Origin of the sequence: Polyangium sp. y55x31 (assembly GCF_029946505.1) — a bacterium.
Classification (GTDB): Bacteria; Myxococcota_A; Polyangia; order Polyangiales; family Polyangiaceae; genus Polyangium.
The window spans coordinates 225,954-251,206 of record NZ_JARZHG010000003.1 but is presented as its reverse complement, the minus strand read 5'-3'; the positions used below and the strand labels follow the sequence as shown (position 1 = coordinate 251,206).

Below are 25,253 nucleotides of genomic sequence, written 5' to 3'. Positions count from 1 at the left end.
GCCTGCGTTTGGACAAGGTTTGACGACATCGAAGGCACCGGCCCCGAGCGCACCAGCTGCGCCTCCGGCGGGGGCGGCGCAGCCGCCGGATGCCGACAAAGTCAAGCGGCTTTACGCGGAGGGGTCGAAGGCGGCGGATCTGAAACAATGGGAGAAGGCGCGATCGCTGTTCGAGGAAGCGTTCAAGCTGGATCCGAGGCCGAAGATCGCGGCGAACCTCGGGCGCGCGGAGCTGAAGGTGGGCAAGGCGCGTGAGGCGGCGGAGCACCTCGAGTACTTCCTGCGGGAAGACAAGGAGGCCGACGCGGAGGCACGCGAGGCGGTGCAGGAGGTGCTCGACGAGGCGACCGCCAAGATCGGGATGCTACGGGTGAACGTGGACGTCGTCGGGGCGGAGGTGTTCGTCGGCGACAGGAGCGTGGGGACGTCGCCGCTCGAGGGGTTGATTTTCGTGGAGCCGGGGAACTACACGGTCGAGGCGAGGTTGGCCGGAAAAACGCCCGTGAGCCAGAAGGTGGGGCTTGGGGCGGGGTCGAAGCTCGACGTGGATTTGCGGTTCGAGGGTCCGAAGGCGGGGACAGGGTCCGTCGGGGTGATGGGGCCGGTGGAGAAGGGCAAGGCGACCCCGGAGACGGAGCCGGCGTGGAGGAAGCCGGCGATTTATGGGGGGATTGGGCTGGCGGTGGTGGGGCTGGCCGCGGGCGTTGGATTTTCGGTCGGAGTTGCCACGAAGAATGACGAGGCTCTGGCCGAGGTGGCTCGCTTGAAGAACAGGACAGCCAGCGATCAAACGATATGTCCTGAGGGGCCGACGGACACTCGTTGCTCGGACCTGCGAGGCATCCTGGAAACGCGTGATGCGTTTTTCGGCGCATCGATCGCGGGGTACGTCGTGGGTGGGCTCGCAACGGTTGGTGTGATCACATTGCTCGTCACCGGGCCCAAGAAAACGGCGGATGCCCAGAAGCCGGTCCCCTCCGTGACGGTTGCGCCCGCGCTCGGTGGGCTCGTCGTCTCCGGAACGTTCTGAGATTGGCATCGCTGGAGGAGAGGACCATGTCATCGCATCGGAAGGTTGGTTCGTTCGTATCGCTGGGCATGGCCGCGATGGCATTCGTCCTCGCAGGCGCGGTCTCCGACGATGGTTGCGTGAGTCTCACGCTCGACGACGCGAGCGGCGAAAAGGGCAATTGCCCGAGTGACGACAATCCCTGTACGGAAGACTATTGCGAAACTGGTGCGTCCCAGCATCCGAACGTCCCCGATGGGCAAGACTGCTCGCAGGGAATGAATAAGGGGACTTGCCAAGCAGGGCAGTGTCAGTTCGAGTGCGATATGCTCAAGGGGGAATGCCCGTGCCAGAGTCGCATGGATTGCACGCTGGATACGGACTGCGTCACGTTCACGTGTTCGAATTCGAAGTGCCTGGGCGCCATCCAGACAGGAAAGGCTTTGCCCCCCGAGAAGCAGACGCAGGGCGACTGTCAGGATCTGACTTGCACAGAGGAGGGGGAACCGACGGGGACGATGGTCAACGATCTGGATGTTCCCATTCCTCCTGCGGGTTCGGTGTGTCAGAGTGGGCAATGCACGATGGGCTCTCCGAGCGTGGGAACTGCCATTGGAACCGATTGCATGCAAGCAGGTGGAATGCCGGGGGTATGCGATGCGGCTGGAAATTGCGTCGTCTGCGTGGAGGGAACTGGCACTGGGTGCCCCGCGGGGGAGTTCTGCTTCAGCTTGGATGGCACGCCGACGTGTACGAGTTGCGGCAACGGGACGAAAGACGGGGACGAGACGGATGTTGATTGCGGGGGGGCCTGTGCGAACTGTTTGCCAGGTCCGTGCAAGAAGTGTGGGTTGGGACAGACATGTGTAGATAGCAGCGAAAACTGTGCCGGTTTTTCCTGTGTCGATCAAGTCTGTTGTGAGAGCTCCTGCGGCGCAGACTGCAAGCAGTGTGAGGCTGGCACAGGGAAGTGCGTAGATGTCGCCGTTGGTTTGCCCGACGTCTGCGAGGCGCCCAAGGTGTGCACAACGGGCTCGGGCTGCAAGGCACGCGCAGGCGCGACCTGCGGAACCGGCGGCGATTGCATGAGCGGCGAATGCTCAGGAATGCCCAAGACCTGCCAGAAGAGCGCCACGGGCGAACCTTGTGTCGACAGCAACGATTGTGTGGCAGGCAAGACCTGCAACGCAAACCACCTCTGCCAATGACCCCGCATCCTCGCATGCCGCGCCACGCTTCCGGCAGGTCCGCGATGCGGTGCCGCTGGGCCTCCCTCCTTCTCCTCGCCGCCACCCTCTTCGCCACCACCCCCGCCCAAGCCGCTCCCTCCGAAGCCGACCGCGTCGCCGCCCGCACACTCCTCGTCGAGGGCCGCAGGAAGCTCGAGGCCGGCGATGCCAAGGGCGCGCTCGAGTTCTTCCAGAAGGCCCACGCCATCATGCACGTCCCCACCACGGGGCTCGATCTCGCCAAGGCGCACGCGGAACTCGGTCAGCTCGTCGAGGCGCGCGCGGCCGTCCTCGAGGTCACGCAAATGCCCGCCATGCCTGGCGAGCCCGCGGCGTTCACAACCGCGCGTAACCAGGCGAAGGAGGCACTCGAGGCGCTCGATGAGCGCATTCCATCGCTCATCCTTCGCGTCTCGGGGCTGCCTCTGCGCGACATCGAGGCGACGGTGGATAGCCAAACGATTCCATGGTCGGAGCTCGGGGAGCCGCGCAAGATGAACCCCGGCTCGCACGAGGTCATCGTCACGGCCCCCGGTGCCGCGACATCGAAGCAAACGGTGACGCTGATCGAAGGGCAAACAACGCCGGTAGAGCTGCGGATCGAGCTCCAGCCGGGCACCGGGGCCTCGTCGAAGGCAGAAGGCCCCGCGTGGCGGACCACGGCGATGTGGGCCGGCGCGGGGCTCTCCCTCGTGAGCGTCGGGCTCGGGGTCGGATTTTCGGCAGCCGCCGCAGTGAAAAATGGGCAGATGGAGGACGAAGCAGCGCGTCTGCAGGCTGCGACCCTCCAGGGCCAGCGTATCTGCGCCGGCCTCTCGGATCCACGTTGCGCGACCCTCCTGGAGCATGCGGAGGACCGTGATACCTACTGGAACGTGGCCATCGCTGGTTATGTCGTCGGAGGCCTTGCGACGGCAGGAACACTCGTTCTGTTCTTGAAGCCCGACTTGTTCGGCAAGGAGAACCGCTCCGCCACGATAAGGGTCCTGCCGTCGCTGGGCGGACTCGTCGTCACCGGGACATACTGAACCAATCACGAAAAGGTCGAGCCATGTCGCGTGTCGCGTGGTTGAAGCAAGCTTCCCTGGGTGCGGCGTCGATGGGCCTCATCGCGCTGGGCACGAGCCTCCTCTTGCCGGCCGGCGGGTGTGGCGCGGATGTCGGCGAGGTCATCGCGCGCGAAGGGGAGTGCAAGCTCGAAGCCGATGATGGCAACGCTTGCACCGTGGATACTTGTGACGATGGTGTCGTGATGCACACGGTCGTACCCGATGGCACCCCGTGCGCGGTGACGAACTACGAGGGAATTTGCGCGAACGGCCAGTGCGCAATCGATTGCGAGCCCGGTGAGCTGCTACCCGCCGAGCTTCAGGCCCAGGGAGACTGCCAGGACCGGGTCTGCGTGTCGGCTGGTACAACGACGAACCAGCCAAACTATCTCGACGTGCCCATTCCTCCTGCGGGTTCCATTTGCAAGGTCGGCAAGTGCACGATGGGCGCCCCGAGCGTGGAGACCGCCAACGTGGGGTCCGCGTGCACGTTGGTGGGCGGGATGGAGGGCGTGTGTGATCAAGCTGGAAGTTGTGTTGCGTGCGTCGTTGGAACGAGCGCTGGGTGCGCCTCTGGCGAGATTTGCTTCGATTCGGATGGCGCGCCGACATGTACGAGCTGCAGCAACGGGGCGAAGGACGGTGACGAGACGGATGTCGATTGCGGTGGGGCGTGTGCGACGTGTTTGCCGGGGGGGCCGTGCAAGGGGTGTGGGCTGGGCCAGAGTTGCGGCGACAGCAGCTCGAATTGCGGCGACGGGTTCCCGTGTGTGGATCAGGTTTGCTGCGGAAGTCCTTGCAGCGCGGACTGCAAGACGTGCGAGGCTGGCACCGGTAAGTGCATTGACGTTGCGGTGGGACTGCCTGACACCTGTGAGGCTCCCAAGGTATGCACGCTCGGTTTAGGATGCAAGGCGCGTGCTGGCACCACATGCACGACCAATGACGATTGCATGAGCGGTGCTTGCCAACAGGGAAAATGCGACGTGAGCGTCAGCGGCGAGCCCTGTGTAGACAACACCGATTGCGAGATTACGGTCTGCGCAGCGGACAAGCTTTGCAAATAAGCTTCGGCATACTCACAACGTCCCCCCGAACGGCGTATTCTTCTTCGTTCCCGGCTTCTTCACCGGCCCCCCCGTCGCCGGCGCCTTCGGCGTGATTGTCGGACTCGCCGTCACCGGGCCCCCTGCCGGCTGCACACCCACGGTCGGCGGGGCATCCTGCATCTGCACGCTCGGCGTCGCGGCCGGTGCCGTCGTCCCCACCGGCTTCCCCGTCGCTACCATCGGCGCCGCACTCCCCGCGCTCCCCGGCTCCTCCACCGGCACCTCCGGCGCCGACCCAATCCACACCGCCGCAATCACCCCCATCACCGCAATCAACACCCCCACCCCAATCAACGTCGTAAACTGCTGCCGCCGCTGCTTCTTCTTCAGCTCCGCCGCCAGATCCACCTGCGGTAACCCCAACCCCGGCGCCGCCTCCGCCCTCTCCACCACCTGAACCAACCCGCCGAGCCCCGCCGTCTTCCCCGCCGGGTCCTCCGCCGCCCCCGGCACCTCCGCCGACTGTGCCCACGGCCGCGCCCTCTCCGACGTGGGCCCCGGTCTCACCGAACCGACCCCATTGCTCCCCGTCGCCGTCGCCGTACCCGCCGCCCCGGCCCCATTCCCCTTCGCCTGCTGCGCGTGGATGTCCCGCCAGTCCATCCGCCGCAGGTCCAGTATCTGCGATGGGCGCACCACGTGCGCATTGAAAAGCTGCGCCGCGATCTCCGCCGGATCCTCCGGCACCTGCTCCAGGTACATCAAGACCACGTCCGCGGGCTCCGCCGTCGCCTCCCGGCGCGGCACGAACCGCACCGTCAGACCTCCCACCACATCCTGCTCGCGCCCGTTCGAGATCGCCGTCCACTTGATGTCCGACTCCACGAGCACGTTCGCGATCCGCGCCATGCAATACGCCAGCGTCGCGAAATCCACGCGGTCCGGATACACGATCACCACCCGCTTCGGCGGCGTCGAGTTCTCCACCGTCCACCGGAACGACAAACCGCTTGGCCCCGGCGTATGCAAATCCTCGAAATCCGCCAGATACCCCTTGAGCAGCGGCAGCAACGCATCCGGATTCTGCGCGTGCTGCACGTACGTGTGATACCAGCCGCTCCCCTCCGCCTGCGACTCCTCGTCCGGCAGGAGCTTCTGGTAAAACTGCACTGCCGTCCCGTAAATCGCCTCCCCGTCCAGGTGCCGGTCGATGATCGCCGCGGAATGGCAAAACGGCGGGTCCTGCCTCCCCGCGTGATCCTTCGCCCCCTTGATACGAAGCCCGAAGATCAGCGCGAGCCCCCCGTGCCCCGGCTCGTATTGCGTGTCGTCGCGTGACAGGTTCCCGATCGCGAATGCGTACGCACTCCCGTGCCGCGGCTCGATGTACTTCACCAGCCGCGAGAGGTGACTGAAATGCTGCCGCGTCAGCGGCTCCTGCGGCACCTCGGGCCGGTAGATGAAGTCGATCTGATGCCCCGGCACGTTCCCGTGAAGGAAATGGAACCAGGCCGTCCCGTAGGGTACCTTGTAGGTCGGGACCTCGTATCCCGCTGAAACGACGTGCGTCTCGTCCATGTCCCCCTCCGCTCAACCCTTCCGCGGCATGGGCGGCGGCTGTCGATTCAGGAGCGGCGCCGTGGCTTCCATCGGGTTCGACGCGTCCGGCATCCTCATCGTTACCTTGTTCGGCGGCGCGAACCCCGGCCGCGGCCCGAAGCTCGGGGGGACCGGCGCCTGCGGCGCGGGCGCGTGCTGCGCAGCCTGCCCGTAATGCTGCGGCGTCGGCATTTGCTGGTGCCCATTCGACGGCGGCTGCGCGTGCGGGATCTGCGGCGGGGGGAACCCCGGCTGCGATTGCGACGTCGGCCCGTTCATCCCCGGCGTGATCGTCGACGCCCGCGACCGGAACTCCGACTTCATGCGCTGCAGGAGCTGGTTGTCATAAGCGGACTTCGGCAGGATCTGCTCGACGAAGTGCGAGAACAAGACGTGCGTCGAGTGCCCGTAGCTCGCGGAGCCGACGAGCACCTTCACGTCGATCTGCGTCGCGTATTGCCGCAGGCTGTCGATGAGCGGCGCGTAGAGCGCCTTCGCCTGCGCCTCCGCCTGCGCGGGTGAGCCCGGGATGAGATCACTCTTGTTGATGAAGAGCACCACGCTCTTGCACGACGCCACCGTCTTCGGGCTGAAGAAGTACTTCAGCGCCTGCGGGTTGAACTCGTTGAGCTGCTCGCCGATGCGGTGCGTGTCGACCTGCTGCGCGTCCTTGCCGCCGAGGTCGACGACCATCAAGAGCCCGTGGATCTCCTCGATGATGAGCTCCTGCTGCGCGTCCACGATGTGCTCGCCGCCCCAGTCGTGCACCTCGAACACGTGCTCGACGAGCGTGTCCTTGTTCCGCACGTGGCTCACGGTGCGCTCGTACCGCTCGATCTTCGTCCCCTCGATCGTGCCGAGATCCACGAGCGGGTTCGACCACTTCAGCGTGAGCGAGCTCTTGCCCGTTGCCTTCATGCCGAGCGTCAGGATCCGATAGATCTTGCGCTCGAGCTTCGGCCGCTTCTCGAGCTCGCCCTTGTGCCAGTTGAGCTCCTCCTCCATGTGGTCGAGCCAGCCGATCTTCTTCTGGTTCTCGGCGCCGAGCGTCGTGACCTGCGCCTGGAGCTCGCGGTTCGCCGCGGCGAGCGATTGATGCTTCATCTCGGCCGCTTCGAGCTCCTCCGTGAGCTTCGACGCACGCATGCCGAGGACGATCAGGACGACGACCAGCGCCGTGATGATGATCCCGATGATGATGAAGACCGTCGTCATTCGCCCCTCGTCGTCGACATGGTTTGGCTCGTGGCATCAGATCACGCAGACATGGTAGCGGGCAAGAAATCTTAGCGCTTATCGTTACACGGATCGACTGGTACGCTACCATGCTCGGCATCGGCGACATTGCCGGCGCATCTGTCCGGGCCAACGATGAAAGCTGGAAGCACGATCGGGAAGAAGTATCGCCTCGTCCGGGCCATCGGCGCGGGCTCGATGGGCATGGTCTGGGCCGCGGAGGAGATCGGTGCGCACCGCCAGGTCGCCCTCAAGTTGCTCTCGAAGTCGACGCCCGAGCTCCGGCAGCGCTTCTTGCGCGAGGTACGGCTCTCGTCGCGCTTGTCGCACCCGAACATCGTGCGCCTGCTCGACGCGGGCGAGACCGACGACGGCGAGCCGTTCCTCGCGCTCGAGCTCCTCCACGGCGACTCGCTCGCCGACATGCTGAGGCACAAGCGGCGCATCGAGCCGCAGGTCGCCGCGCGAATCGCCCGCGACATCGCGAACGCGCTCGAAGCGGCGCATCAGGCGAAGATCATGCACCGGGATCTCAAGCCCGCGAACGTCTTCCTCCACCACGAGGCCGGCGCGGCCGAAGGCGCGTTCGTCGTGAAGGTCCTCGATTTCGGCATCGCGAAAAACCTCGGCCCCGGCGAGGAGACGCAGGCGACTTTGACCGGGATGGTGGTCGGCTCGCCCGGGTACATGAGCCCCGAGCAGGTCGCGCTGCGCGCGGACGTCGATCATCGGACGGACCTCTGGTCGCTCGGGATCTTGCTTTACGAGCTGCTCGCGGGCGTTCGTCCGTTCACGGGGTCCGTGCAGGACGTGGTGCGGCAGGTCCTCATCGCGCCCATTCCCCCGATCTCCGCGCGCGTGCGCGACGTGCCCGAGGAGCTCGAGGACGTCGTGATGCGGTGCCTCGAACGAGACCGCGACAAACGTATCGGGAGCGCCGCCGAGCTCGTCGCGCTCCTCACTCCGCTCGTGGAGTCGAGCCGAATCTGGAGGGCCCCGTCGAGCGCGAGCCTCTCCGTCGAGCGGCCCCCGCAACCATCCTCGCCGCTCGTCACGGCGTCCGACGCGACGCCCGACGGGACCGCGTTCTTGCAGAAGGACGCGCCTGCGCCCGACCCGCTGCCGCCGTGGCGACGCGAGATGCAGGAGTCGCTCTCGGCGCACCGGCGAAGCTCGACCCTGACGGCCGGCATCCCCTTGCCCGTCGCGGAGGCCACGGCTCCGCCGACGGTGCGCGAAGAGCCGGCGACAAGCAGCACGACGCTCCATCGACGCAGGCAGGGACGCGCGATCCTCTTGCTCTCGTTTGGGCTCGGCGCGGCGGCGATGCTCGCGCTGGTCGTGCTCGCCACCGTGATTGGATTGCCCGGGAGCGAGCCTGCCGCGCCCACGGCAGAGCCTTCCGTCGCGGCCGCCCCCGAAGCGGCAAGCGCGAAACAAGCGGGGCGGCTCGAGCCCACGCCCCCCGCGCAACCGCCGCCGCCTCCGCCCGCGCCCCCAGCGACGCAGGAACCTCTCGCGATGGCGATGCCTGCGCTCACGGTCGCGCCTCCGCCGTCCGCTTCGACGCCCGCGGTCGCGTCCGCGAAGCCCGCGCCGACGCCGACCTACACGCCGCTCCCGCCATGCACGCTGACGCTCAGGGTGAAGTGCAGGAACGTGTCGAAGCCGGTGGGAACGTCGAACCCGCGCAAGTTCTCGCCGTCGGGACTCTGAGCGAGCCCGCCGATCGTCTGCATATGGATGCGAGCCCGCTCCGTGTTCAGCCTTGCTACGAACTTGTCCTTTTCAAGAAAACACTGCTAGCGCCCTGTGCATGATTGCCGGGAGCCGCCTCGGAGGCCGATATCGCTTGTTACGCCCGCTCGGAGAGGGCGCCATGGGCATCGTGTGGGAGGCCGAGCACATCGCGACTTCCCGTCGCGTCGCGGTGAAGGTCCTCCGCGTGCCCTCCGAGAGCCACCGGCATCGACTTCGTCGAGAGGCGCGCTTTTGTGGTGTCATCGCGCATCGCAACGTCGTGGAGGTGTACGACGCGGGCGAGACCGAGGTGGGCGAGCCGTACATCGTGATGCAGCTCCTGCACGGCGAGACGCTCGCCGATCGGCTGCGCAGGACGAGGCGCCTCGACGGGCCGGAGGCCGCGCGGATCGGTCGCGACATCGCGCGCGCGCTCGCGGCCGCGCATGCGAGGAACATCATTCACCGCGACCTCAAGCCGTCGAACGTCTTCTTGCACCAAGAGCCCGGGACCGAGGGGTTCGTCGTCAAGCTCCTCGATTTCGGCGTCGCCAAGGAGCTCGACGCCGACGACACCCTGGTGACGGAGCGCAATGGCGTCGTCGGGACCCCGGCGTACATGAGTCCCGAGCAGCTCGCGTCGCCGCACGACGTGGATGCGCGCACGGACGTGTGGTCGCTCGGCGTCGTGCTCTTCGAGACGCTGACGGGCGTGCGTCCGGCCTATCCGCTCGAGCTGAAGGAAAACCATGGACTGCGGCCACGTCCGACGCCACGCGTCTCGGATTACGTGATGCACGTCGACCCCGAGCTCGACGACCTGGTCGCCTATTGCCTGGAGCATGATCGCGAGCAACGGATCGCGAAGGCCACGGGCGTCTCCGACCGGCTCGATCTTCATCTCGCGCTCCAAGCATGCAAGACGCGGCGCGGGATGCCGCCGTGGCCGCGGGTGGAATCGATGCGCGCGCGCCGTGCCTGGCCCGCGCCGGAGCCACGAATCACGCAGCCATGGTACGGGAGCGACGGCGCGTCGTGGATCCCCGAGACCGTGCCGTCGCGTCCCGAGGGTTCGACGGCGGCGGCGATGGTGCGCTCGCAGGCGGCATCGACGACAACGGCCGCGGCGACGATGCGAATGGGTTCGCAAACGCTCGGCATGCTGGGAGGGATCACGTCGCTGATCCTGGTGGCGGTGATGGTGGGCGATCGGATGCAGAGACCGGCCCCCGAACGAGCCACGGCCGAGCGGGGCATCGCGAGCGTCACGGCGGAGCTCGCGGCGACGCAGCGGCCGCGGTGTTTCGAGGAGGCGACGCGCGCGGACGAACGACACGAAGCACCGAAGGCGCAGGTCGCAAAGAAGAAGTAGGATCGGAGAAGAGCCATGGACCTCGTTTGTCTCTGTCCCCTTCGCGCGTCGACGTTCGCCTGGCAGGCACATACCGGAGCGCATGCGCTGACGGTGATTGTCAAGGCTACTTTCGTGGTAGAGCCGGGCGAATGCAAGCTCGCGCCGGAGCAGGAGCCAGTGCACGAGGAGGACGAATTCTGGAACGGCGATCCGGCGCGGAGCGTGGTCACACCGAGCGACAAGGTGCCGTACAAGCCACGCGCCGACGTGATGCTCGTGGGGCACGCGTATGCGCCGGGGAAACAGCCGGTGCGGTCGATGATGACGCGGCTCGTCGTGGGGGCACTCGATAAATCGATCGAGGTATGGTGCGATCGAGGGTTCCGCGTGCAGGACGGTCAATTGCTGGAAGGGCCGCGGTTTTCGAAGATGCCGCTCCGATGGGAGCGAGCGGCGGGCGGGCCGGAGACGAACAATCCGGCGGGGATGAGGTTCGACGCGGCGCCGGATGCGTATGGCATGGTGCCGATTCCAAACTTGCAGCCGCCGGGGATGTTTGTATCCAAACGATCGGATACGTTTTCCCCGGTGGGATACGGGCCGGTGGGCGCGGCGTGGCCGGCGCGGAAGCAGCGGCTGGGGCGTTTGGCGGGGACATTTTCGCCGGCGGGGTGGGAGACGCGGCCGCTGCCGGAGGGAATGGATCCGGGGTATTTCCAGGCAGCGCCGCCGGATCAACAGGTGACGGAGATCCGGCCGAACGAGCGGATCGTGCTGGAAGGGTTGCACCCGGAGCATGCGCGGGTGGTGACGAGTTTGCCGGGGGTGCGGCCGAGCGTGGTGGTGGTTCGAGCGACGGGGGAGCGGGAGGAAGTGCAGCTCGTCGCGGATACATTGTGGATTGACACGGACCGCGGGATGTGCTGCGTGGTTTGGCGGGGAAGGATCGGGCTGCGCAGCGCGGACGAGGCGGGGCGGATTGCGGTGCGGATGGAGGAAGCGGGAGCCCAGGGGGCGGCAGGCGCGGCGGAGATCGAGGAGGATTTGCTGGAGACGATTCCGCCGACGGCGCTGACGGCAGGCGACGGGGACGAGGGGGAGGATCTCGCGGCGATGACGCTGGTGCCGGCGTTCGGGGCGAAGGCAGCGGGGCCGGTAATGCCGTTTTTGGGAGGCGAACGGCAGCGCGGGACGGGGTCGCCTGCTCCGAAGCCGGGGGATGCGGCATTGCCGTTCGGTCAGCTGGGAGGCATGGCCGCGCTTCGGGCGGTGGAGGTCGCGGCGGTGCCGGTGGCCGGGGACCAAACGATGCTTCCGCCCATGGCGAGGAAGGCAGCGACGCCGGCCCCGAGCGCGCCGGCGATTGCGCCTCCGGCGTATGTTCCGCCGCCCCCGCCGGTGGCGGCTCCGCGCGCGACGGCGGAGAGCGCGTGGGCCTCGGGCGCGCCGGGTACGGCGGCGCCGTCGCGGGAGACGATTGGATCGGCCGCGGCAGCTGCAGCGGCGGCTGTGGCGGCGATTGCGACGCCGAGTGTGGATCGCGCGAGCCAGGAGGGCGCGCTGGCCGCGTCGAATGCGGCGGCCGGCGCGGCGCCGTGGAGCGTACCGAAGCGGGATTTGCGGCCGGCGATCACGGAGAGCGAGGCGCTCGGGGTCGAACCGGCGCGAGAGATGTTGCAGCTCCTCTGGTACGACCCGGAGAGCATCGCGCGGATGCGGCGGGTGCCGGCGTGGAAGAAGGTATTCGAGGAGATCGAGCGGAGCCCGCGATCGCGCGAGGTCGAAATCGTGGATGCCGCGCGCGAGCCGTGGGAGATCGAGGATCGGCAAGAGGTTTTTCATGTCCTCGCCAAGGCGCCGCGGGTCGACGTCAAGGGTGTGGAGGAGGCGCTGGAGAGCGCGATCGGGGAGGACGGGAAGTTTGTCCCGCCGATGGTGCTGCTCGCGGGGGAGATTGAAATGCCGTTCGACGAGCTGGAGGCGCTCAAGGCCGCGATGTCGACGGCGGCGCCGCTGGTGACGGCGGCGGACGAGGGGCTGAAGGCGGCGGTAGGGGTGGCGAAGGATTTCGTGCAGATGCCGGGGTTATCGGCGGCACCGGCGGTGTGCGAGGGGTTGACGACGCGGATACGGGATGCGTTTTCGCGGGAGAAGAAGGGGTTGCCGGCGGATTATTTGGAGCAGCAGATGGAGAGGGTGCTGCTCGGGGGGAGGCATTACCAGAAGAGAGAGGTGTTCGGTGGGAGGTTCTTGCGGTGTTTGATTTGGTTGCCGGGGGAGAAGGGGGCGATCGTGGGGTATTTGCCGGAGGAGGTGGGGAAGAAGGTGCCGATGTGGAGGCGGTGGCGGGGGAGGGTGATCGGGGAGGTTTGGCCGGCGCAGGATCAGTATGAGGCGGGGGCGCGGGCGGTGAAGGTGGTGGGGGTGGCCAGGGTTGGCGGAATGCAGACGCCGGGAAGGGGCTGAGCTGCGATGGAAACGCACCTGGAAAGGATCGAGAGTCTCGAGCGGTGGCAGGCATGGGCCGATGCTGGGGTGGAGCGGTTCATCCGGGTTCGGCATGGCGAGCACCACGAGGTGCTGCTGTCGCGCTGGGATGTGCATACGATGCTGGAGAGCGCGACGGAGGCTGTGTTTTCGTCGCCGGGCACGGGGGGACGGACGACGTATGTGCGCGGGTTCTCCCTGAGCCGCGGGCATGATGGGTCGAGGCCGGTGGAGATCTTGGTGCAGAAGCCGGCCTGCGCGGGGGAATGGATCCAAGAGCTGATCGCGCTCGGGGAGACGGGGCGGGAGAAGTTTTTCCAGGTGGGTTCGTGGATCGTGCGGGTCGGGCCGCCGGATTATTACGCGCACATCGTGGCTTCGACGGATGAGTCGGACGCCGGGAAGTATCGCGCTGGTGGGGATACGTACAAGGCCATGTACGAAAGTTCGTCTGGCTGCAAGGACAAGACGGGGGTGCTCATCGGGTTCTTGCAGGGCGAGCCGCTGCTCGGGACGCCGCCGGAGATGGCAAGGCTCGCGGTTGCGATGTGTGTATCGGAGGCCGCAAGGAACCATCGGACGTGGGGGATCAATCTGATGCTGCTGGACCTACTGCGAGGGAATGCGGTGCCCGGGGGGTTCGGAGCAGTGATCCAAAACGAGATGCACCCGATGTCGAAGGGCGGGACGTATCAGCCGGGGAAGGTGGGGATGAAAGGGGGAAGGAAGTCGCGAGAGACGTGGGCACACGAGACGGGGACCACCATGCTGTGGTTGACGCAATTTGCAGGGGTGAGCGCGACGATGGAGGACGGGGGCGGGCGGCGGTGGCGGGATCCGGTGAAGGGGGAGGCGTATCGCGGGGTGGTGAGGGGGAGGTTGACGGGGGAGCTGGTGGCGAGGTTGAGGAAGGTGGGGTGGGGGTGGGAATAGGCCGAGAGGGCCGCGGTGGATCCCATGATGTCTGATAACGCTGGCCGATGCGCCTGCGGCAATTGCTCTCAGAGCACCGTCGAGTACCCAAACAACTCTGGCGTGAGAGCAATTCATGGGTCATACCGCATGTAGCCAAATTCGTTGAACACCTGAGAGCCCAGTTCAGAACTCTCGTAAACGCGCCGCAAACTTCGCCCCGGGGGCACGACCAAAATGGTGCCGTGGACGAGTTGCTTCAGCCTCGGAGCCAATGCAGGAACCATATCGTATTCCATATTCTCGGACCCGTAACCTGGCGGCCCGCCGTAGACCACGCGGTTGATGTACTGTGCAAGCAACTTCATGTACGAATTATTGATGCCCCAGTTCTTCAGCTTGTCGACGACTTCAGCCCGCGTGAGCAGCTCCTCAGAACCAGTCTGTTGATTATGCCATCGAAATGGCTCCGATGTCGTTGGTTTCGTCCGAGCCAGGTAAACCACCATTTCGCCCCAGGTTTTCGTCGCAAAGCATCCCCATATGTTTGCGGTAGCATTTGACGCAAACGCTTGCGGCATTGACGACCAATCGCTGGTGTTGGGCGCTCGAAAATCTATGAGCCTCATATCGAGGTCCGCTGGATCACGCATAAGACTACCATTGTTGCGGTTGAAGGTGTTGAATAAAATGGGACCACCAGCCCAGGCATGACTAAAAACGCTAAAATTTGCAACAGTCCCAGGGCGTTCGACGCCTACCTTTGACAGGTACGAGTAGATATCTGCGGCCCCGACGTACGCTGATGCATCCGAGTGGGATTTGATACCATCCCGCCATTGGACATACTCAGCAGCGCTTGGCCAGGAGGGGGCAGGGGCTTTCTGCGCTGTACGCAACTGAGCCTTCCACCCTTTCGACCGAGCGAGCATCCATACGTCTACGATTCCATGCTGGCAATCGAGCATTGTGAAGGGAGAGCTGGCGGGCACGGTCTTGTTCGCGTACAAGTGGCTTGCGAATGTTCTCGAATGCCGAAAGAAATCTAGGTTGGATCGGTGTGGATGAGAACCCGTAGCACCCTCCCAGTAATCGGTTCCGATGGCTGCCACCAACTCCCTCGTGGGTTCCACGTTCACAGTGACGTTGAACACGCTCGGAGAACGCAAATCATCCTGTCCTCCTGCACCCCGCAGGATGTCCATGCATTCGAGCAGATAACCTTTGCGTTTCTTGTTTGCATTAGGTTCCGAATCCGTTCCAGGCCAGTAAGGCGTCAGCTTTGGGCGCTCGGCGGGGGCTTCCGCCTCGAACCACTGAACGAGCTCCGCTCGTTTTTTAATACGTATGGACAGCTTGAGATCGGTGGTCTTCAGTCGGTAGACCGCGCCTGTGCCTACTGCGTAAGGTTGCTCCGGAGTGATCGCACCGGCATTTAGGTCTTCCAAGATGAGTTCGTCTCCGGCGAGCAAGCGCGGCTGATCACCATCCTTGACTAGGACGCGCATTAGTGCTTCACGAATGGTCACGGCAGCCTCCCTCACTGGGTGATCAGGTGATCACGCATTCGTCTGAGTCCTCATCATCTCGAGGCGGCTCGCCATACAATGCGATGTGGTTGTCCGCATGTCGCGCCTCCTCGACATAACTGAAGACTCGCTTTTCCTCGAAGAGGATCTGCGTTCCGCCAAGCCACGTGAGTGTGGCCGTGAACAAGTCTGACTGATGTGACTCCTCGATGTCGTAGAACCGAAACGAGCAATACTGGTCACTTGTTGTGACCCCAGAGGAGACGTCGATGCAACTCTCGTAGCCTCCGCGAGAAGACAACGTCAGTAATCCGTCTGGCGGAGGATAACCGATGCTGCCGAAACCATCAGCTTGGATCACAGGCAGCGCTAACTCGAAGAACGTCTCCTCCCCCAACTGGCACTCCTGGAGCAGCGCCCTTCTAGCCGCCTTCTTGGTCTGGTACACCCTACGCTTCGCCCTTGCTGCAGGTTGCGAGCAACTCGCCGCCGCGTAAAGCAACTTGTTGGCCTCCATCTGCTCACTGGCCGCACGCGAAGCGATGTTGGACCATCCACCTTCGGGCATGTCGAACTCTGCCCATACCTCCTCCTGCAATTCGGAGATGAGTTGCTCGAAGCAAGGGTCGAGCCTTCTATCGCGCATCAGAAGCCATTCACGGATAGATGGGTGGTCATCAAACCCTGGAAAGAATTCGAAGGTCAGCGCCGCGTACGCCAAGAGGTCATCCGGCATGTAGAGGTCATGTCGTTCGCACGCGCTAGAAACGCAAGCGCGCACCATGATTTGCAAACTCGTCGGCGGGATCCCTTTGATTAAATGGGACTGATGTGTGCGCAGGAAGCCAATGACTGCGCATCCGGCTACATCGCGCGTACGGAGTAGCCACTCCAGTTGCCGTTGAGCCAGTCGCACCAGTTTCTCCTTTAAAGCTTCAGCAGTCCGATGCAGAACACACCAAGCCAATGGAATGTTGCACGCAACTTCATTTGGGCCACCGGTTCACGTATGTCCACTCCGGATGCAATCTCAGTATCGCTAGCACCTCTTCGACAGTCACATCCTTCCCCTCAACATAGAGGTCGAAGCCGGCCTGCACGGAGGCGTAGTCGACGTTCTCGTCCTTGGTTCCACTGTCTGCCATTTGTTGCCAATTTGCCCCTTCATGTAGCACGTTAGCAGAGAAACCCGCTGCGCGGCCCACGTATCCGTAATGAATGTTCGACCACAGGTCGTAGAAGTAGTACTGCTCGGAATTGCCAAGACGATTTTTAGCTCCCCAAGTCGGTTCAATAATCGGCTTGTGGTCCCATTCGCCGCCGCCAATAAAGTAAACATCCATCAGGAACCCAGTGAATCCAGCGTTTGTATGCACCTTCTTTCCGAAGCGGCGCTTGGCGTCATCTCGTAGAGCGGCCGCATTTGTTAGGGGTTGCACCGCGCCCATTGCCACCGCCTTGGCAGCCCACGGGTGCCCCTCGGCGACGAGTTTGTCCATCTGGCGCCGGGTTACTTCGAATTCCTTCTCGATCCGCGCGGCCTCCTGGAGATCTCTTCTGCAGGCGGTGACGTCTGGATGCTTTTTGTTCCGGTTCATTTCGTCGACGATGAAGGCCACCACACTCGCCAAAACATGCACATCGCAAACCAGGTGGGTTGGCTTGTTGTATGCGAGTGCTGGCTGCTCGAAAGTCAGCCTGCCAAGTGCTGATGTACCATTGCGCCCGTCCAGGAGCGCTGCATAGCCATATGGTTCTGCCCAGATCTCAATTTTTAGAAGCTTGACAGCCCCCCGAGGGGAAAGCGTAATTTTGATCTGCGTTGGTTTGCTAGTGCGATTAAACGTCCTTTGTTTCGTGATTGGTTTCGTGGGAGGCTCGAAGTAAAATCGGGCACAAATGGTCGTCGACGGAATTGTGATGTGGTACCGGATGAACGGTGCGCGCCACGGTGCTTGTAGATTGATTGCGATACTTGCCCCATTTGCGCGCACCCTGAAAATGGGCTCCTTCTGTGTTGTGGGTGTGGTCTTCGCCGCCGCTGCTTTCTTTGCTGTTCGTTTGCCTGACATGGCGCATTCGTACAGGATGATGAAGTTTCAGGGACCGTCCTTGGCCCGGAGGAAGAACTGTTCCTCCTCATCGGGCAACAATTCGAGCTCCAACTTTTCGGGACCATTCGTCGCCACGAGTGAGGTATGGCCTTCGGCGTCCGTCCGTCCCTCGATCACGTTCCCGTCCTCACGAGTGATTCGATAACGCTGGGCTGCGATTGGCTCATCCGAGTTCAAGTCTGTGATCACAAAACAGCCGTCATAGGATTCCGTGTTAATGTCCGGTTGCTCGGGTTTCTCCGGCTTACTCCCCTTCCCCTTCCCCGGCCTCCCGGAGACATTGATCCTCACCACCGTCCCCTGAATCGTCACCCCGCTCCCATCGAACTGCAAAAACCCCCCGGGCCCTTTCAGCGTGAACGCCTCCCCCGCCTCGCCCACGTACTCCTCCCCCGCGAGGTAATGCGCCTCCTTCCCCACCCGCAGCGCATACGCCCCCTCGACGACCTCCTGCCGCTCGTCCACCACCGTCAGCGATTGCTTCCCGTCGATCTGCTCGCCCCGGTCCCCCTTCACATCGAGGCTCACATCGACATCGATCCGCTCCCGCTTCTTCTTCTTCGTGACCCCATCCGCATCCTTCCCCACCCACCGCTTCCGAAACCCGTCCGTATGCTCCTGCTCGTTCCTCTTCACGAGTTTCTGCCGGTCATGCACCACCGTCGCAAACTCGTCATTCTTGACCAGCCGCGTCCGGTCCTTCTCGGCCTGCTGCCAGACGAGCTCCTTCTTCGCGAGATCCTCGAACATGATCTCGTTGAACCCACCCGACCCGAGCGACGAATCACTTTTCCACGTGCTACGCGTCTTGTGCTCCGGCAGCCGATACGGCACCTGCTGCACCGCATTGTACACGCGCCCCATCACGAACGGCAGATCCGGATCCCCCTCGGCAAACCCGACCAGGACCTCCTGCCCGATTCGCGGCAGCACGATCATCCCGTACCCCATGCCACCCCAGCCCTGATTCACGCGGATCCAGCATGAGCTATCGTCGTCCTTCTTACCCTCCCGGTCCCAGGGAAATTGCACCCGCACCCGGCCAAACTCGTCCGTGTGGATCTCTTGCCCCTTCGGCCCCACCACCGTCGCGCTCTGCAAACCATGCACCACCGGCTTCGGTGTCCTGCGCGGCGGGCGATACGGCACCTCGGCGAACACCGCATGCCCCGACAGCGTCCACTCGCCTTCCGCCGTGCCCTCGAACGTCGTCTCCAGCACGAGCAGCTTTCGACCCACCGAAAGCTCCGCGTGAGGATGCCGGTCCATCGAGAAAATGACGCCCGGCGCGAGGTCGAACGTATTCGCCTCGAACGACGCCCCCCGCACCCCCACGCGCTCACCATGCAGCGACCGCTCCGCGAGCTCTTTGCCATACTTCTCGTCGTGCCGCGCAACCCCCTTGTCGTCGGCCACCGGCGTTCCCCCGCCCTTGCCCGTTTCGACGAGGAACCCGCCCTGATCAAAATGGTACTGCTCGTTCCGATCCTCGAACCCACCCGCCCGCGGTGCCTCGCCGAACAGCGCAAAATCCGGGTTCCGGAACTCATGGTCGCGCATCGTGTACGCGCCGGATCGCACGCCACGCGCGAATCGAACGGCCGTCACGTACTCCTGCTCGGAGGACTGCCCCGGATGATCCACGTACCGGATCGGCTGACCCGACCGGACGGGATTCGCCTCCAGCCGATCGCTGAACGTCAGCTTGCCGCCCTGATCCTCCGGGAACGTGAATGCAATCCCCGCTTCCTCCAGGAGCCGACTGAAGAAGTGATAATCGGTCTCCCCGTACTGGACCTTGTATTCGAGCTTCGGGTACTTCGCCCGATCGATCTTCCACACCTTCTCGATCGACCATTCGCCGAGGAGTTCGTCGATGATGTCGGGGATGGAGACGTGCTGGAAGATACGATTCCCCCGCCGCTGCCCAAGCCGGAACAGCTCGGGCACGATCCGCACGTGATACGTGGACAACCCCTTCTGGCCGGCTGCGGGTTGAAGCGCGTGGACCTGCTCGGCATCGACGACAATGCCTTTCCACGTGCGCCCCCCCAAGCCCGCGACGTGCACGTACCCCGGTACCGACCGAAGGGTCGCTGGCTGGTCCAGAATCGCACCGAGGTCGAAGCTGGGATCCGGCGATCGCCCCCAGATCGAGATGGAGAACAACGACGAAACGGCCTCCCGCACGACGAAACGTCGCACCGAGAGCTCGCCGGAGGCCAGGGACAGCTCAAGAATGGCCATCGACGCCGCTCCTCACATGCTCGATGTCCCCGTCTTCTTGCTCGAGGTACCACGAGCGCGCCCGCCCGAACAGCTCCGCCCGCTGCCCTTCCTCGCACGAATCCCAGAACACCCTCATCACACCCGGATCATAAAACCTGAAATAGACCCGCTCCCCCGATTCCTCCAGCTCCACCATCAGAAACCGTCTCCAATGCCGCCTTACCTCGACAAACCGCTCCTCACTCGTACACCAGATCCCCCACCGCTTCCCCCACCCCTCGAGGACGAGCTTGTCGAGCAGCTCCGAATCCTCCCGCATCGGCCCCACCAGATACGGCGCGACCTCCTCCAGCGTCTCCCCCTCGATCCCGTCGTACAGCGACCGATGCGGCTCCACGTGCTCTCTCAGCAATTCGAGAATCCGATCGTCCCGCGCCGCATCCACCACCGCATAAAGCCTCTCCCGCCCCGCCACCCCCCGCAGCTCCTCGAGCGCCTTCTCGGCCGCCTCCCGCCGCTTCCGCTCCGCCCGCGCCGCCTCCCGATCCTCCTCGTCGAAATCCTCCTCTGGCGCCGGCGTCCTCCCCTCGACGTACACCATGAAATCCGTCTCTCCTGCCTGAATCCACCCCCCGTGCGGGATCTCCTCTTCCCCCTCGATTACCTTTCCCCCGAGCCTCGTCCCCTTGATGCTCCCGAGATCCCTCACGACCGCGCGCGCCCCGTCCCATTCGATCTCGAAATGGAGCCGCGACATCTCCCCATCGTGCTCGACCACGAAATCGGCGCCCGCCATCCGCCCCACGCGCACCGCTTGCCCCGCCTTCAGCACGATCTTCGTGCCCGCGAGTTTCCCCCACTGAACCTCCACGATGAGCCGCGGCCCCGTCACGATTTCCGCCCCCTCTTCCGCCGCTCCTCGCGTTCCTTCTTTTTCCGCTCGCATTCCTCGCAGAACGGTTTGTCCGTGCGCAGGGTCTCCATCTGCGGATTCGACCCGATCAGCACCGTCGGACAACCCGAAACGATCCGTCCGCCGTGACTCGTCGGATCCCCCCGCCGCGCCGCGTCCTTGTACCCGATGATCACCGTCGGTTCGCCCATCACGATGAACGCGCCGCAAGCCTCCAGGTCCCCGACGCGCGCCTGCCACTGGTACCCGACGACAACCGTCTCCTCTCCCGTCACGATCACGTTCGGTGGGTGCAGCGGGCACGTATGTCGATCTAGAATCCTCGCAGCCGGCGGCATCGCTCCTCCTCCTACTGCCCGATCAGCGTCACGCTGACGTCATCCACCTCGGCCTCGATCGCCTCTTCCGGCTCATCCGGGCTCGACCCCTTCCCACTCCCCGGCGACCCACCGCTGTTGATTCGCACCTGCCTTCCGCGAATCGTCACCCCGCTCTGATCAATCCGCACGAACCCGCCCGGCCCCTTGATCGTCAGGTCCTTCCCCGCCTCGATGACAATGGCCGTTCCCGCCGCGACGTGGATCTCCTCGTTGACCCCGATCGCATAGTTCTTCCCGACGAGCTCGTGCCGGTCGCCCTTCACCGTCAGCGATTGTTTCCCCTCGATCCGCTGATTGCGCTTCCCGTACACCCGCAGATGCGAATCCCCCTCGATTCGCTCTCGCTTGTTCTGCTTGACGACGATGTCCTGATCCTTGCCGACGTACACCTTCAGGAACCCGAGCGTCTTTTCATACTCGTCGTTCTTCACGAGCTTCTGCCGGTCGCGCCCGATCGTGATCGTCTCGTCGTTCTTCACCAGCCTGCGCCGATTCTTCTGCGCCTGCTCGTACACGAGTTCCTGGCCCTTGAGATCCTCGAACATGATCTCGTTGAATCCGTCCGAGCCGAGCGACGAATCGCTCTTCCACGTGCTGCGCGTCTTGTGCTCCGGCAGCTTGTACGGCACCGCCTGCTTCGCATTGTAGACGCGGCCCACGATGATCGGTTGGTCCGGGTCACCCTCCAGGAAACCCACCATCACCTCCTGCCCAATCCGCGGGATCACGATCATTCCATAACCCGTCCCGGCCCATCCCTGGCTCACGCGAATCCAGCAGGAGCTGTTGTCGTCATTCTTCCCCTCGCGATCCCAGGGGAATTGCACGCGTACCCGGCCAAACTCGTCCGTGTGGATCTCCTGGCCCTTCGGCCCCACGACCCGCGCGCTCTGCACGCCCTCGACGCGCGGCTTCGGCGTCCGCTGCGGCGGCCTGTAGGGCGCGTCCGTGAAGACCGCTTGTCCGGACATGCTCCACTCGCCCTCCGGCGTCCCCTCCACCGAAAACTCCGTCACGAGGAGCTTCGTCGACTCCGTGATGTCCGCGTGCGGATGCCGGTCGATCGAGAAGACCTGCCCCGGCCAGAGATCGATCGTATTCGTATCAAACGACACGACGCGCCTATCCACCCGGGTCCCGCCGAGCATCCGCGTTGCGCGCCCCTTGCCGAACCCTTGATCGTACCGCGCGACCCCCTTGTCGTCCGCGGCCGGCGTCCCGCCGCCCTTGCCACCTTCGACCAGGAATGCCCCGGGCTCGTAATGGTACTGCTCGTACTTCGCCTCCTGCCCCTTGGCCTTCGGCGCCTCGCCGAAAAGCTCGAACGACGGGTTGCGAAAGTCGTAGTCGCGAATCGTGTGCGCCCCGGGGCGTACCCCGTAGGACAAACGGATCCCCGACACGAACTCCTTCTCGGCCTCCTGGTTCGGGTTGTCCACGTACGGCAGAGCCCCGCCGGGCCGCGGCGTGTTCGATTCGAGCTTGTCGGAGAGCGTCAGCTTCGAGCCTTTCGCGTCGTCGTCCGGGAACGTGAAGCCGATTCCTGCTTCTTCGAGCAAACGGCTGAAGAACGCGAAATCACTCTCGCCGTACTGCGCCTTGTACTCGAGCTTCGGGTACTTGCCGCGATCGATCTCCCAGACCTTTTCGATACCCCAGTCATCGAGGAGTTCGTCGACGATGTCCGGGATCGAGAGGTGCTGAAAGATGCGGTAGTTCCGCCGCTGCGTGAGCATCCAGAGGTCGGGCACGATGCGCAGCGAATAGGTCGACAGCTCCTTCGCGCCCGACGCAGGCTGCACCGCCTGCACCTGCTCGATAGAGCTCACGATGCCCGTCCAGAGTCGCGCGCCGCCGAGCCGCGCGAAGAGCCATCCGCTCACGACCCGCAAGGACGCCGGCTGCCCGATGATCGCCTCGAGGTCGATGCTCGGGCTCTCGGACCGCGCCCATACGGAGACCGTGAACAGCCCCGACACCGACTCGTGCACCGAGAAGCGCCGCACCGACAGCGAGCTCTCTCCGCAGGCAAACGTCAACTCCAAGACCGGCATGCGCGCGACACCTCGTGTTCACCCTACCAACCTCAGGGTTTGCCCGTAAACACTCTCGTGTGCCCCGGAACAAACCTTAGTAACTTCCGCTGGTTAGTACGCTCCCACCCAACGCCAACCCTGAATCCACCATCCCCACCAACCAACCACGCCAAATGTCAACATGTAACCACACTCCCCACACATCCCTCATGACCAAGCCACCCCTCAATCCCGCTCCCATGTCAATCCCACCTACGTAGTACGCGTACCTGTTTCCCCCACCAAACCACCCGCTGTACACTCCCGCCTCATGGCATCCACGGGAGCCCCCGCAGCCCCTGGCGACGTCGTCGCAGGCCGGTACCGCGTCGAGTCGTGGCTCGGGCAGGGCAACATGGCCGCGGTGTATCGCGCGACGCACCTCGGCACCGGCCAAACGTGCGCGCTCAAGCTCGTGCTCCCGCAGCTCATCGACCGCGACGAGATTCGCGACCTGTTCGTCCAGGAGGCGCGCGTCGGCGCCCGGGTCGGGAAAAACCCCCACATCGTCGACGTGTTCGATGCCGGGATCGATCCGCAGCGCGGCGTGCCGTTCCTCGCCATGGAACTGCTCGAAGGCGACACGCTCGACAGGTACGTCAAGCAGCGCGGGCCCGTTCCGCCGGGCCTCATGCGGATCCTCTTCGTCCAGCTCGCAGATGCGCTCGGACAAGCCCACGCGGCGGGCGTCGTTCACCGGGATCTCAAGCCCGGAAATCTGTTTCTCACGTACGACCGCAGAAGGAGCCCGCTGCTCAAGGTCGTCGATTTCGGCATCGCCAAGGTCCTCGAGGAGGGCATTCAAGGAACCGCCACGCAGGTCGGATCACCCGCGTACGCCGCCCCCGAGCAGCTCGGCGCCGGGATGAGGCCCATGGCCGCGAAGATGGGGATCACGATCGCGCACGGCATCACACCACAGACCGATGTCTGGGCCCTCGGCGTCATCGCGTACGAGCTCCTGCTCGGCGCGCCGCCCGGGCATCTGTGGACGGGCGGGGAGCGCGGCAGCCTCGCGGACATCATGATGGGCGTGGCCCTGCAGCCGACGCCGTCCGCGGTCGCTCGTGCGGGCGCCAAGGCGCATCTCTTCCCGCGTGGCTTCGACGAATGGCTGGGACGGTGCCTCCGGAAAAACGCCGTCGAGCGCTGGCCGAGCGTGGAAGACGCCGTGCGGGAGCTCGCCGAGCTGCTCGATAGCGGTTACGACGACGGAGAGACGCAGCAGATTCGTCCGCAAGCGTTGCTCGGTATCACGAAGAAACAAGCGGTGCGCACGATGCCCCTCCTGCCGAAACCGCCGTCCGTGCCGCCGCCGCCCGTGCAGACGGCCGTACTTGCTCCGGGGCTCTACAGCGTGCCCGAGCAGACGGCGCCCCTCCCGCCTCCCCAGAATCCTCGCGCCGCTGTTTTGCAGACCTTGCCTTTGCAGGCTGCACCCTCCGAGCTCCGCGTGCCGCCGCCTTCGCCCAGCGAGGCTCCGCTGCAGCTTGCCGCCCCCCGTGCGCCGCTGCCCTCGACCCCCGCGCGCGTCGGCCCCGAGCACCTCGCGCCCTCGACCCCGGCGCCGGACGCATCTGCATCGCAACCCTCCCTGACGTCAATCCCTCAATCAGCCGCCACGACCCACGGACTTTCGGCGACGAACCCGCCGACCACGCGGAGCGCTTCGAAAAAGGTGGGCGTCGTGCTCGGCGCCCTGGCGCTCTTCGGGGCCCTTGGCCTCGGGGCATTTATGCTCCTCCCCAAGACAGGAGGGCTCCGGATCGAGGTTACCGGCAGCGACCTCAGCAAGGCCGCCATTTACGTGGATGGCGTGGAGCGGTGCGGGACGACGCCCTGTGTCGTCGGCGACCTCGCGCCGGGAGACCGTATCGTCAAAGTATCCGCTCCCGGGAAAGCTGAAAAGGTCGTCTCCGCTAGCGTGTTGCGAGGGGAAGAAAAGCCCGTTCTCATTTCATTGGAGGCGGTCGCGCCGGAGCCCCCGACCCCTACGCCGCCCGTCGAGCGGCCGGTGCCGGAGGTCGTCGGTACGATCCCGGCGTCGGAGCCTGCAGAGCCCGCGCGAGCTCCGGGCCCCATGCCCACCGCGGCGCCTACGACCGGCGTGGCCAACGCCCAGGCAACGCAGGGGACCGGGACGCTCAACATCAACTCGATTCCGGTATCCAAGGCGGTGCTGGACGGGCGGCCGCTGGGCAGCACGCCAAAGGTTGGCTTGTCCGTGCCGGCAGGGACACACACGGTGACGTTCATCCATCCTGAAAAGGGGAAGCAGACCGTGAGCGTCACTGTGAAGGCGGGGGAGACGAAGACGGCCGCGGTGAAGTTCAAGTGAGGGTCGCGGAT

At 64.7% G+C, this 25,253-nt stretch carries 17 protein-coding genes; 7 read left to right on the top strand and 10 right to left on the bottom strand.

Annotated features, from left to right (window positions below; genetic code table 11):
• Nucleotides 1-238 precede the first annotated feature (238 nt).
• The gene (locus QHF84_RS07345) at nt 239-1,030 is read left to right on the top strand and encodes a PEGA domain-containing protein (RefSeq protein WP_281312470.1); all 792 of its coding nucleotides are present in this window, start codon (nt 239-241) and stop codon (nt 1,028-1,030) included.
• A gap of 1,231 nt (nt 1,031-2,261) precedes the next feature.
• Nucleotides 2,262-3,266: a hypothetical protein gene (locus QHF84_RS07340; protein WP_281312469.1), complete on the top strand. Its 1,005-nt coding sequence runs from the start codon at nt 2,262-2,264 to the stop codon at nt 3,264-3,266.
• A gap of 5 nt (nt 3,267-3,271) precedes the next feature.
• Here the strand turns inward: QHF84_RS07340 and QHF84_RS07335 are convergent, their stop codons facing one another.
• The 3 genes from QHF84_RS07335 to QHF84_RS07325 all read right to left on the bottom strand — a co-directional run bounded on the left by QHF84_RS07335 (nt 3,272) and on the right by QHF84_RS07325 (nt 7,150).
• The gene (locus QHF84_RS07335) at nt 3,272-3,496 is read right to left on the bottom strand and encodes a hypothetical protein (RefSeq protein WP_281312468.1); all 225 of its coding nucleotides are present in this window, start codon (nt 3,494-3,496) and stop codon (nt 3,272-3,274) included.
• Between the two features lie 870 nt (nt 3,497-4,366).
• A complete protein-coding gene (locus QHF84_RS07330; RefSeq protein ID WP_281312467.1) occupies nt 4,367-5,914 on the bottom strand; it encodes a hypothetical protein in 1,548 nt (515 codons plus the stop codon).
• Between the two features lie 12 nt (nt 5,915-5,926).
• On the bottom strand, nt 5,927-7,150 hold the full coding sequence (locus QHF84_RS07325) for a GTPase domain-containing protein (protein ID WP_281312466.1): 1,224 nt from the start codon (nt 7,148-7,150) through the stop codon (nt 5,927-5,929).
• 156 nt (nt 7,151-7,306) lie between these two features.
• Between QHF84_RS07325 and QHF84_RS07320 the strand changes: the two genes are divergently transcribed.
• From QHF84_RS07320 to QHF84_RS07305, 4 genes are all read left to right on the top strand, one after another.
• Nucleotides 7,307-8,887, top strand: a complete 1,581-nt coding sequence (locus QHF84_RS07320; protein ID WP_281312465.1) for a serine/threonine-protein kinase — start codon at nt 7,307-7,309, stop codon at nt 8,885-8,887.
• Between the two features lie 100 nt (nt 8,888-8,987).
• Nucleotides 8,988-10,283, top strand: coding sequence for a serine/threonine-protein kinase (locus QHF84_RS07315; protein ID WP_281312464.1), 1,296 nt, complete (start codon nt 8,988-8,990; stop codon nt 10,281-10,283).
• A gap of 15 nt (nt 10,284-10,298) precedes the next feature.
• On the top strand, nt 10,299-12,731 hold the full coding sequence (locus tag QHF84_RS07310) for a DUF2169 domain-containing protein (protein ID WP_281312463.1): 2,433 nt from the start codon (nt 10,299-10,301) through the stop codon (nt 12,729-12,731).
• 6 nt (nt 12,732-12,737) lie between these two features.
• On the top strand, nt 12,738-13,685 hold the full coding sequence (locus tag QHF84_RS07305; RefSeq protein ID WP_281312462.1) for a hypothetical protein: 948 nt from the start codon (nt 12,738-12,740) through the stop codon (nt 13,683-13,685).
• Between the two features lie 113 nt (nt 13,686-13,798).
• Here the strand turns inward: QHF84_RS07305 and QHF84_RS07300 are convergent, their stop codons facing one another.
• The 7 genes from QHF84_RS07300 to tssI (QHF84_RS07270) form a co-directional block, all read right to left on the bottom strand.
• Complete coding sequence (locus tag QHF84_RS07300) at nt 13,799-15,193, bottom strand: hypothetical protein (RefSeq protein WP_281312461.1); 1,395 nt, start codon at nt 15,191-15,193, stop codon at nt 13,799-13,801.
• A gap of 22 nt (nt 15,194-15,215) precedes the next feature.
• Nucleotides 15,216-16,109 carry a hypothetical protein gene (locus QHF84_RS07295; protein ID WP_281312460.1) on the bottom strand — a complete coding sequence of 298 codons (894 nt, stop codon included), beginning with the start codon at nt 16,107-16,109 and terminating at the stop codon, nt 15,216-15,218.
• A 70-nt stretch (nt 16,110-16,179) separates the two neighbouring features.
• Nucleotides 16,180-17,265, bottom strand: a complete 1,086-nt coding sequence (locus tag QHF84_RS07290) for a polymorphic toxin type 44 domain-containing protein (RefSeq protein ID WP_281312459.1) — start codon at nt 17,263-17,265, stop codon at nt 16,180-16,182.
• Nucleotides 17,266-17,292: 27 nt separating this feature from the next.
• The gene (tssI, locus tag QHF84_RS07285; RefSeq protein ID WP_281312458.1) at nt 17,293-19,554 is read right to left on the bottom strand and encodes a type VI secretion system tip protein TssI/VgrG; all 2,262 of its coding nucleotides are present in this window, start codon (nt 19,552-19,554) and stop codon (nt 17,293-17,295) included.
• A complete protein-coding gene (locus QHF84_RS07280; protein WP_281312457.1) occupies nt 19,541-20,428 on the bottom strand; it encodes a DUF4123 domain-containing protein in 888 nt (295 codons plus the stop codon). Before QHF84_RS07280 ends, tssI (QHF84_RS07285) begins: the two co-directional genes overlap by 14 nt.
• Nucleotides 20,425-20,787, bottom strand: a complete 363-nt coding sequence (locus tag QHF84_RS07275) for a PAAR domain-containing protein (RefSeq protein ID WP_281312456.1) — start codon at nt 20,785-20,787, stop codon at nt 20,425-20,427. The genes QHF84_RS07280 and QHF84_RS07275 overlap by 4 nt, the downstream gene beginning before the upstream one ends.
• Nucleotides 20,788-20,798: 11 nt before the next feature.
• A complete protein-coding gene (gene tssI, locus QHF84_RS07270; RefSeq protein ID WP_281312455.1) occupies nt 20,799-22,883 on the bottom strand; it encodes a type VI secretion system tip protein TssI/VgrG in 2,085 nt (694 codons plus the stop codon).
• Nucleotides 22,884-23,175: 292 nt separating this feature from the next.
• Between tssI (QHF84_RS07270) and QHF84_RS07265 the strand changes: the two genes are divergently transcribed.
• Nucleotides 23,176-25,242 carry a serine/threonine protein kinase gene (locus tag QHF84_RS07265; RefSeq protein ID WP_281312454.1) on the top strand — a complete coding sequence of 689 codons (2,067 nt, stop codon included), beginning with the start codon at nt 23,176-23,178 and terminating at the stop codon, nt 25,240-25,242.
• Nucleotides 25,243-25,253 lie beyond the last annotated feature (11 nt).

Excerpts from the sequence above, each read along its gene's own strand:
- QHF84_RS07290 (WP_281312459.1), bottom strand. The coding sequence starts at position 17,265 with ATGTCAGGCAAACGAACAGCAAAGAAAGCAGCGGCGGCGAAGACCACA.
- tssI (WP_281312455.1), bottom strand. The coding sequence starts at position 22,883 with ATGCCGGTCTTGGAGTTGACGTTTGCCTGCGGAGAGAGCTCGCTGTCG.
- QHF84_RS07330 (WP_281312467.1), bottom strand. The coding sequence starts at position 5,914 with ATGGACGAGACGCACGTCGTTTCAGCGGGATACGAGGTCCCGACCTAC.
- tssI (WP_281312458.1), bottom strand. The coding sequence starts at position 19,554 with ATGGCCATTCTTGAGCTGTCCCTGGCCTCCGGCGAGCTCTCGGTGCGA.
- QHF84_RS07310 (WP_281312463.1), top strand. The coding sequence starts at position 10,299 with ATGGACCTCGTTTGTCTCTGTCCCCTTCGCGCGTCGACGTTCGCCTGG.
- QHF84_RS07305 (WP_281312462.1), top strand. The coding sequence starts at position 12,738 with ATGGAAACGCACCTGGAAAGGATCGAGAGTCTCGAGCGGTGGCAGGCA.
- QHF84_RS07325 (WP_281312466.1), bottom strand. The coding sequence starts at position 7,150 with ATGACGACGGTCTTCATCATCATCGGGATCATCATCACGGCGCTGGTC.
- QHF84_RS07275 (WP_281312456.1), bottom strand. The coding sequence starts at position 20,787 with ATGCCGCCGGCTGCGAGGATTCTAGATCGACATACGTGCCCGCTGCAC.
- QHF84_RS07340 (WP_281312469.1), top strand. The coding sequence starts at position 2,262 with ATGCGGTGCCGCTGGGCCTCCCTCCTTCTCCTCGCCGCCACCCTCTTC.
- QHF84_RS07315 (WP_281312464.1), top strand. The coding sequence starts at position 8,988 with ATGATTGCCGGGAGCCGCCTCGGAGGCCGATATCGCTTGTTACGCCCG.
- QHF84_RS07320 (WP_281312465.1), top strand. The coding sequence starts at position 7,307 with ATGAAAGCTGGAAGCACGATCGGGAAGAAGTATCGCCTCGTCCGGGCC.
- QHF84_RS07265 (WP_281312454.1), top strand. The coding sequence starts at position 23,176 with ATGGCATCCACGGGAGCCCCCGCAGCCCCTGGCGACGTCGTCGCAGGC.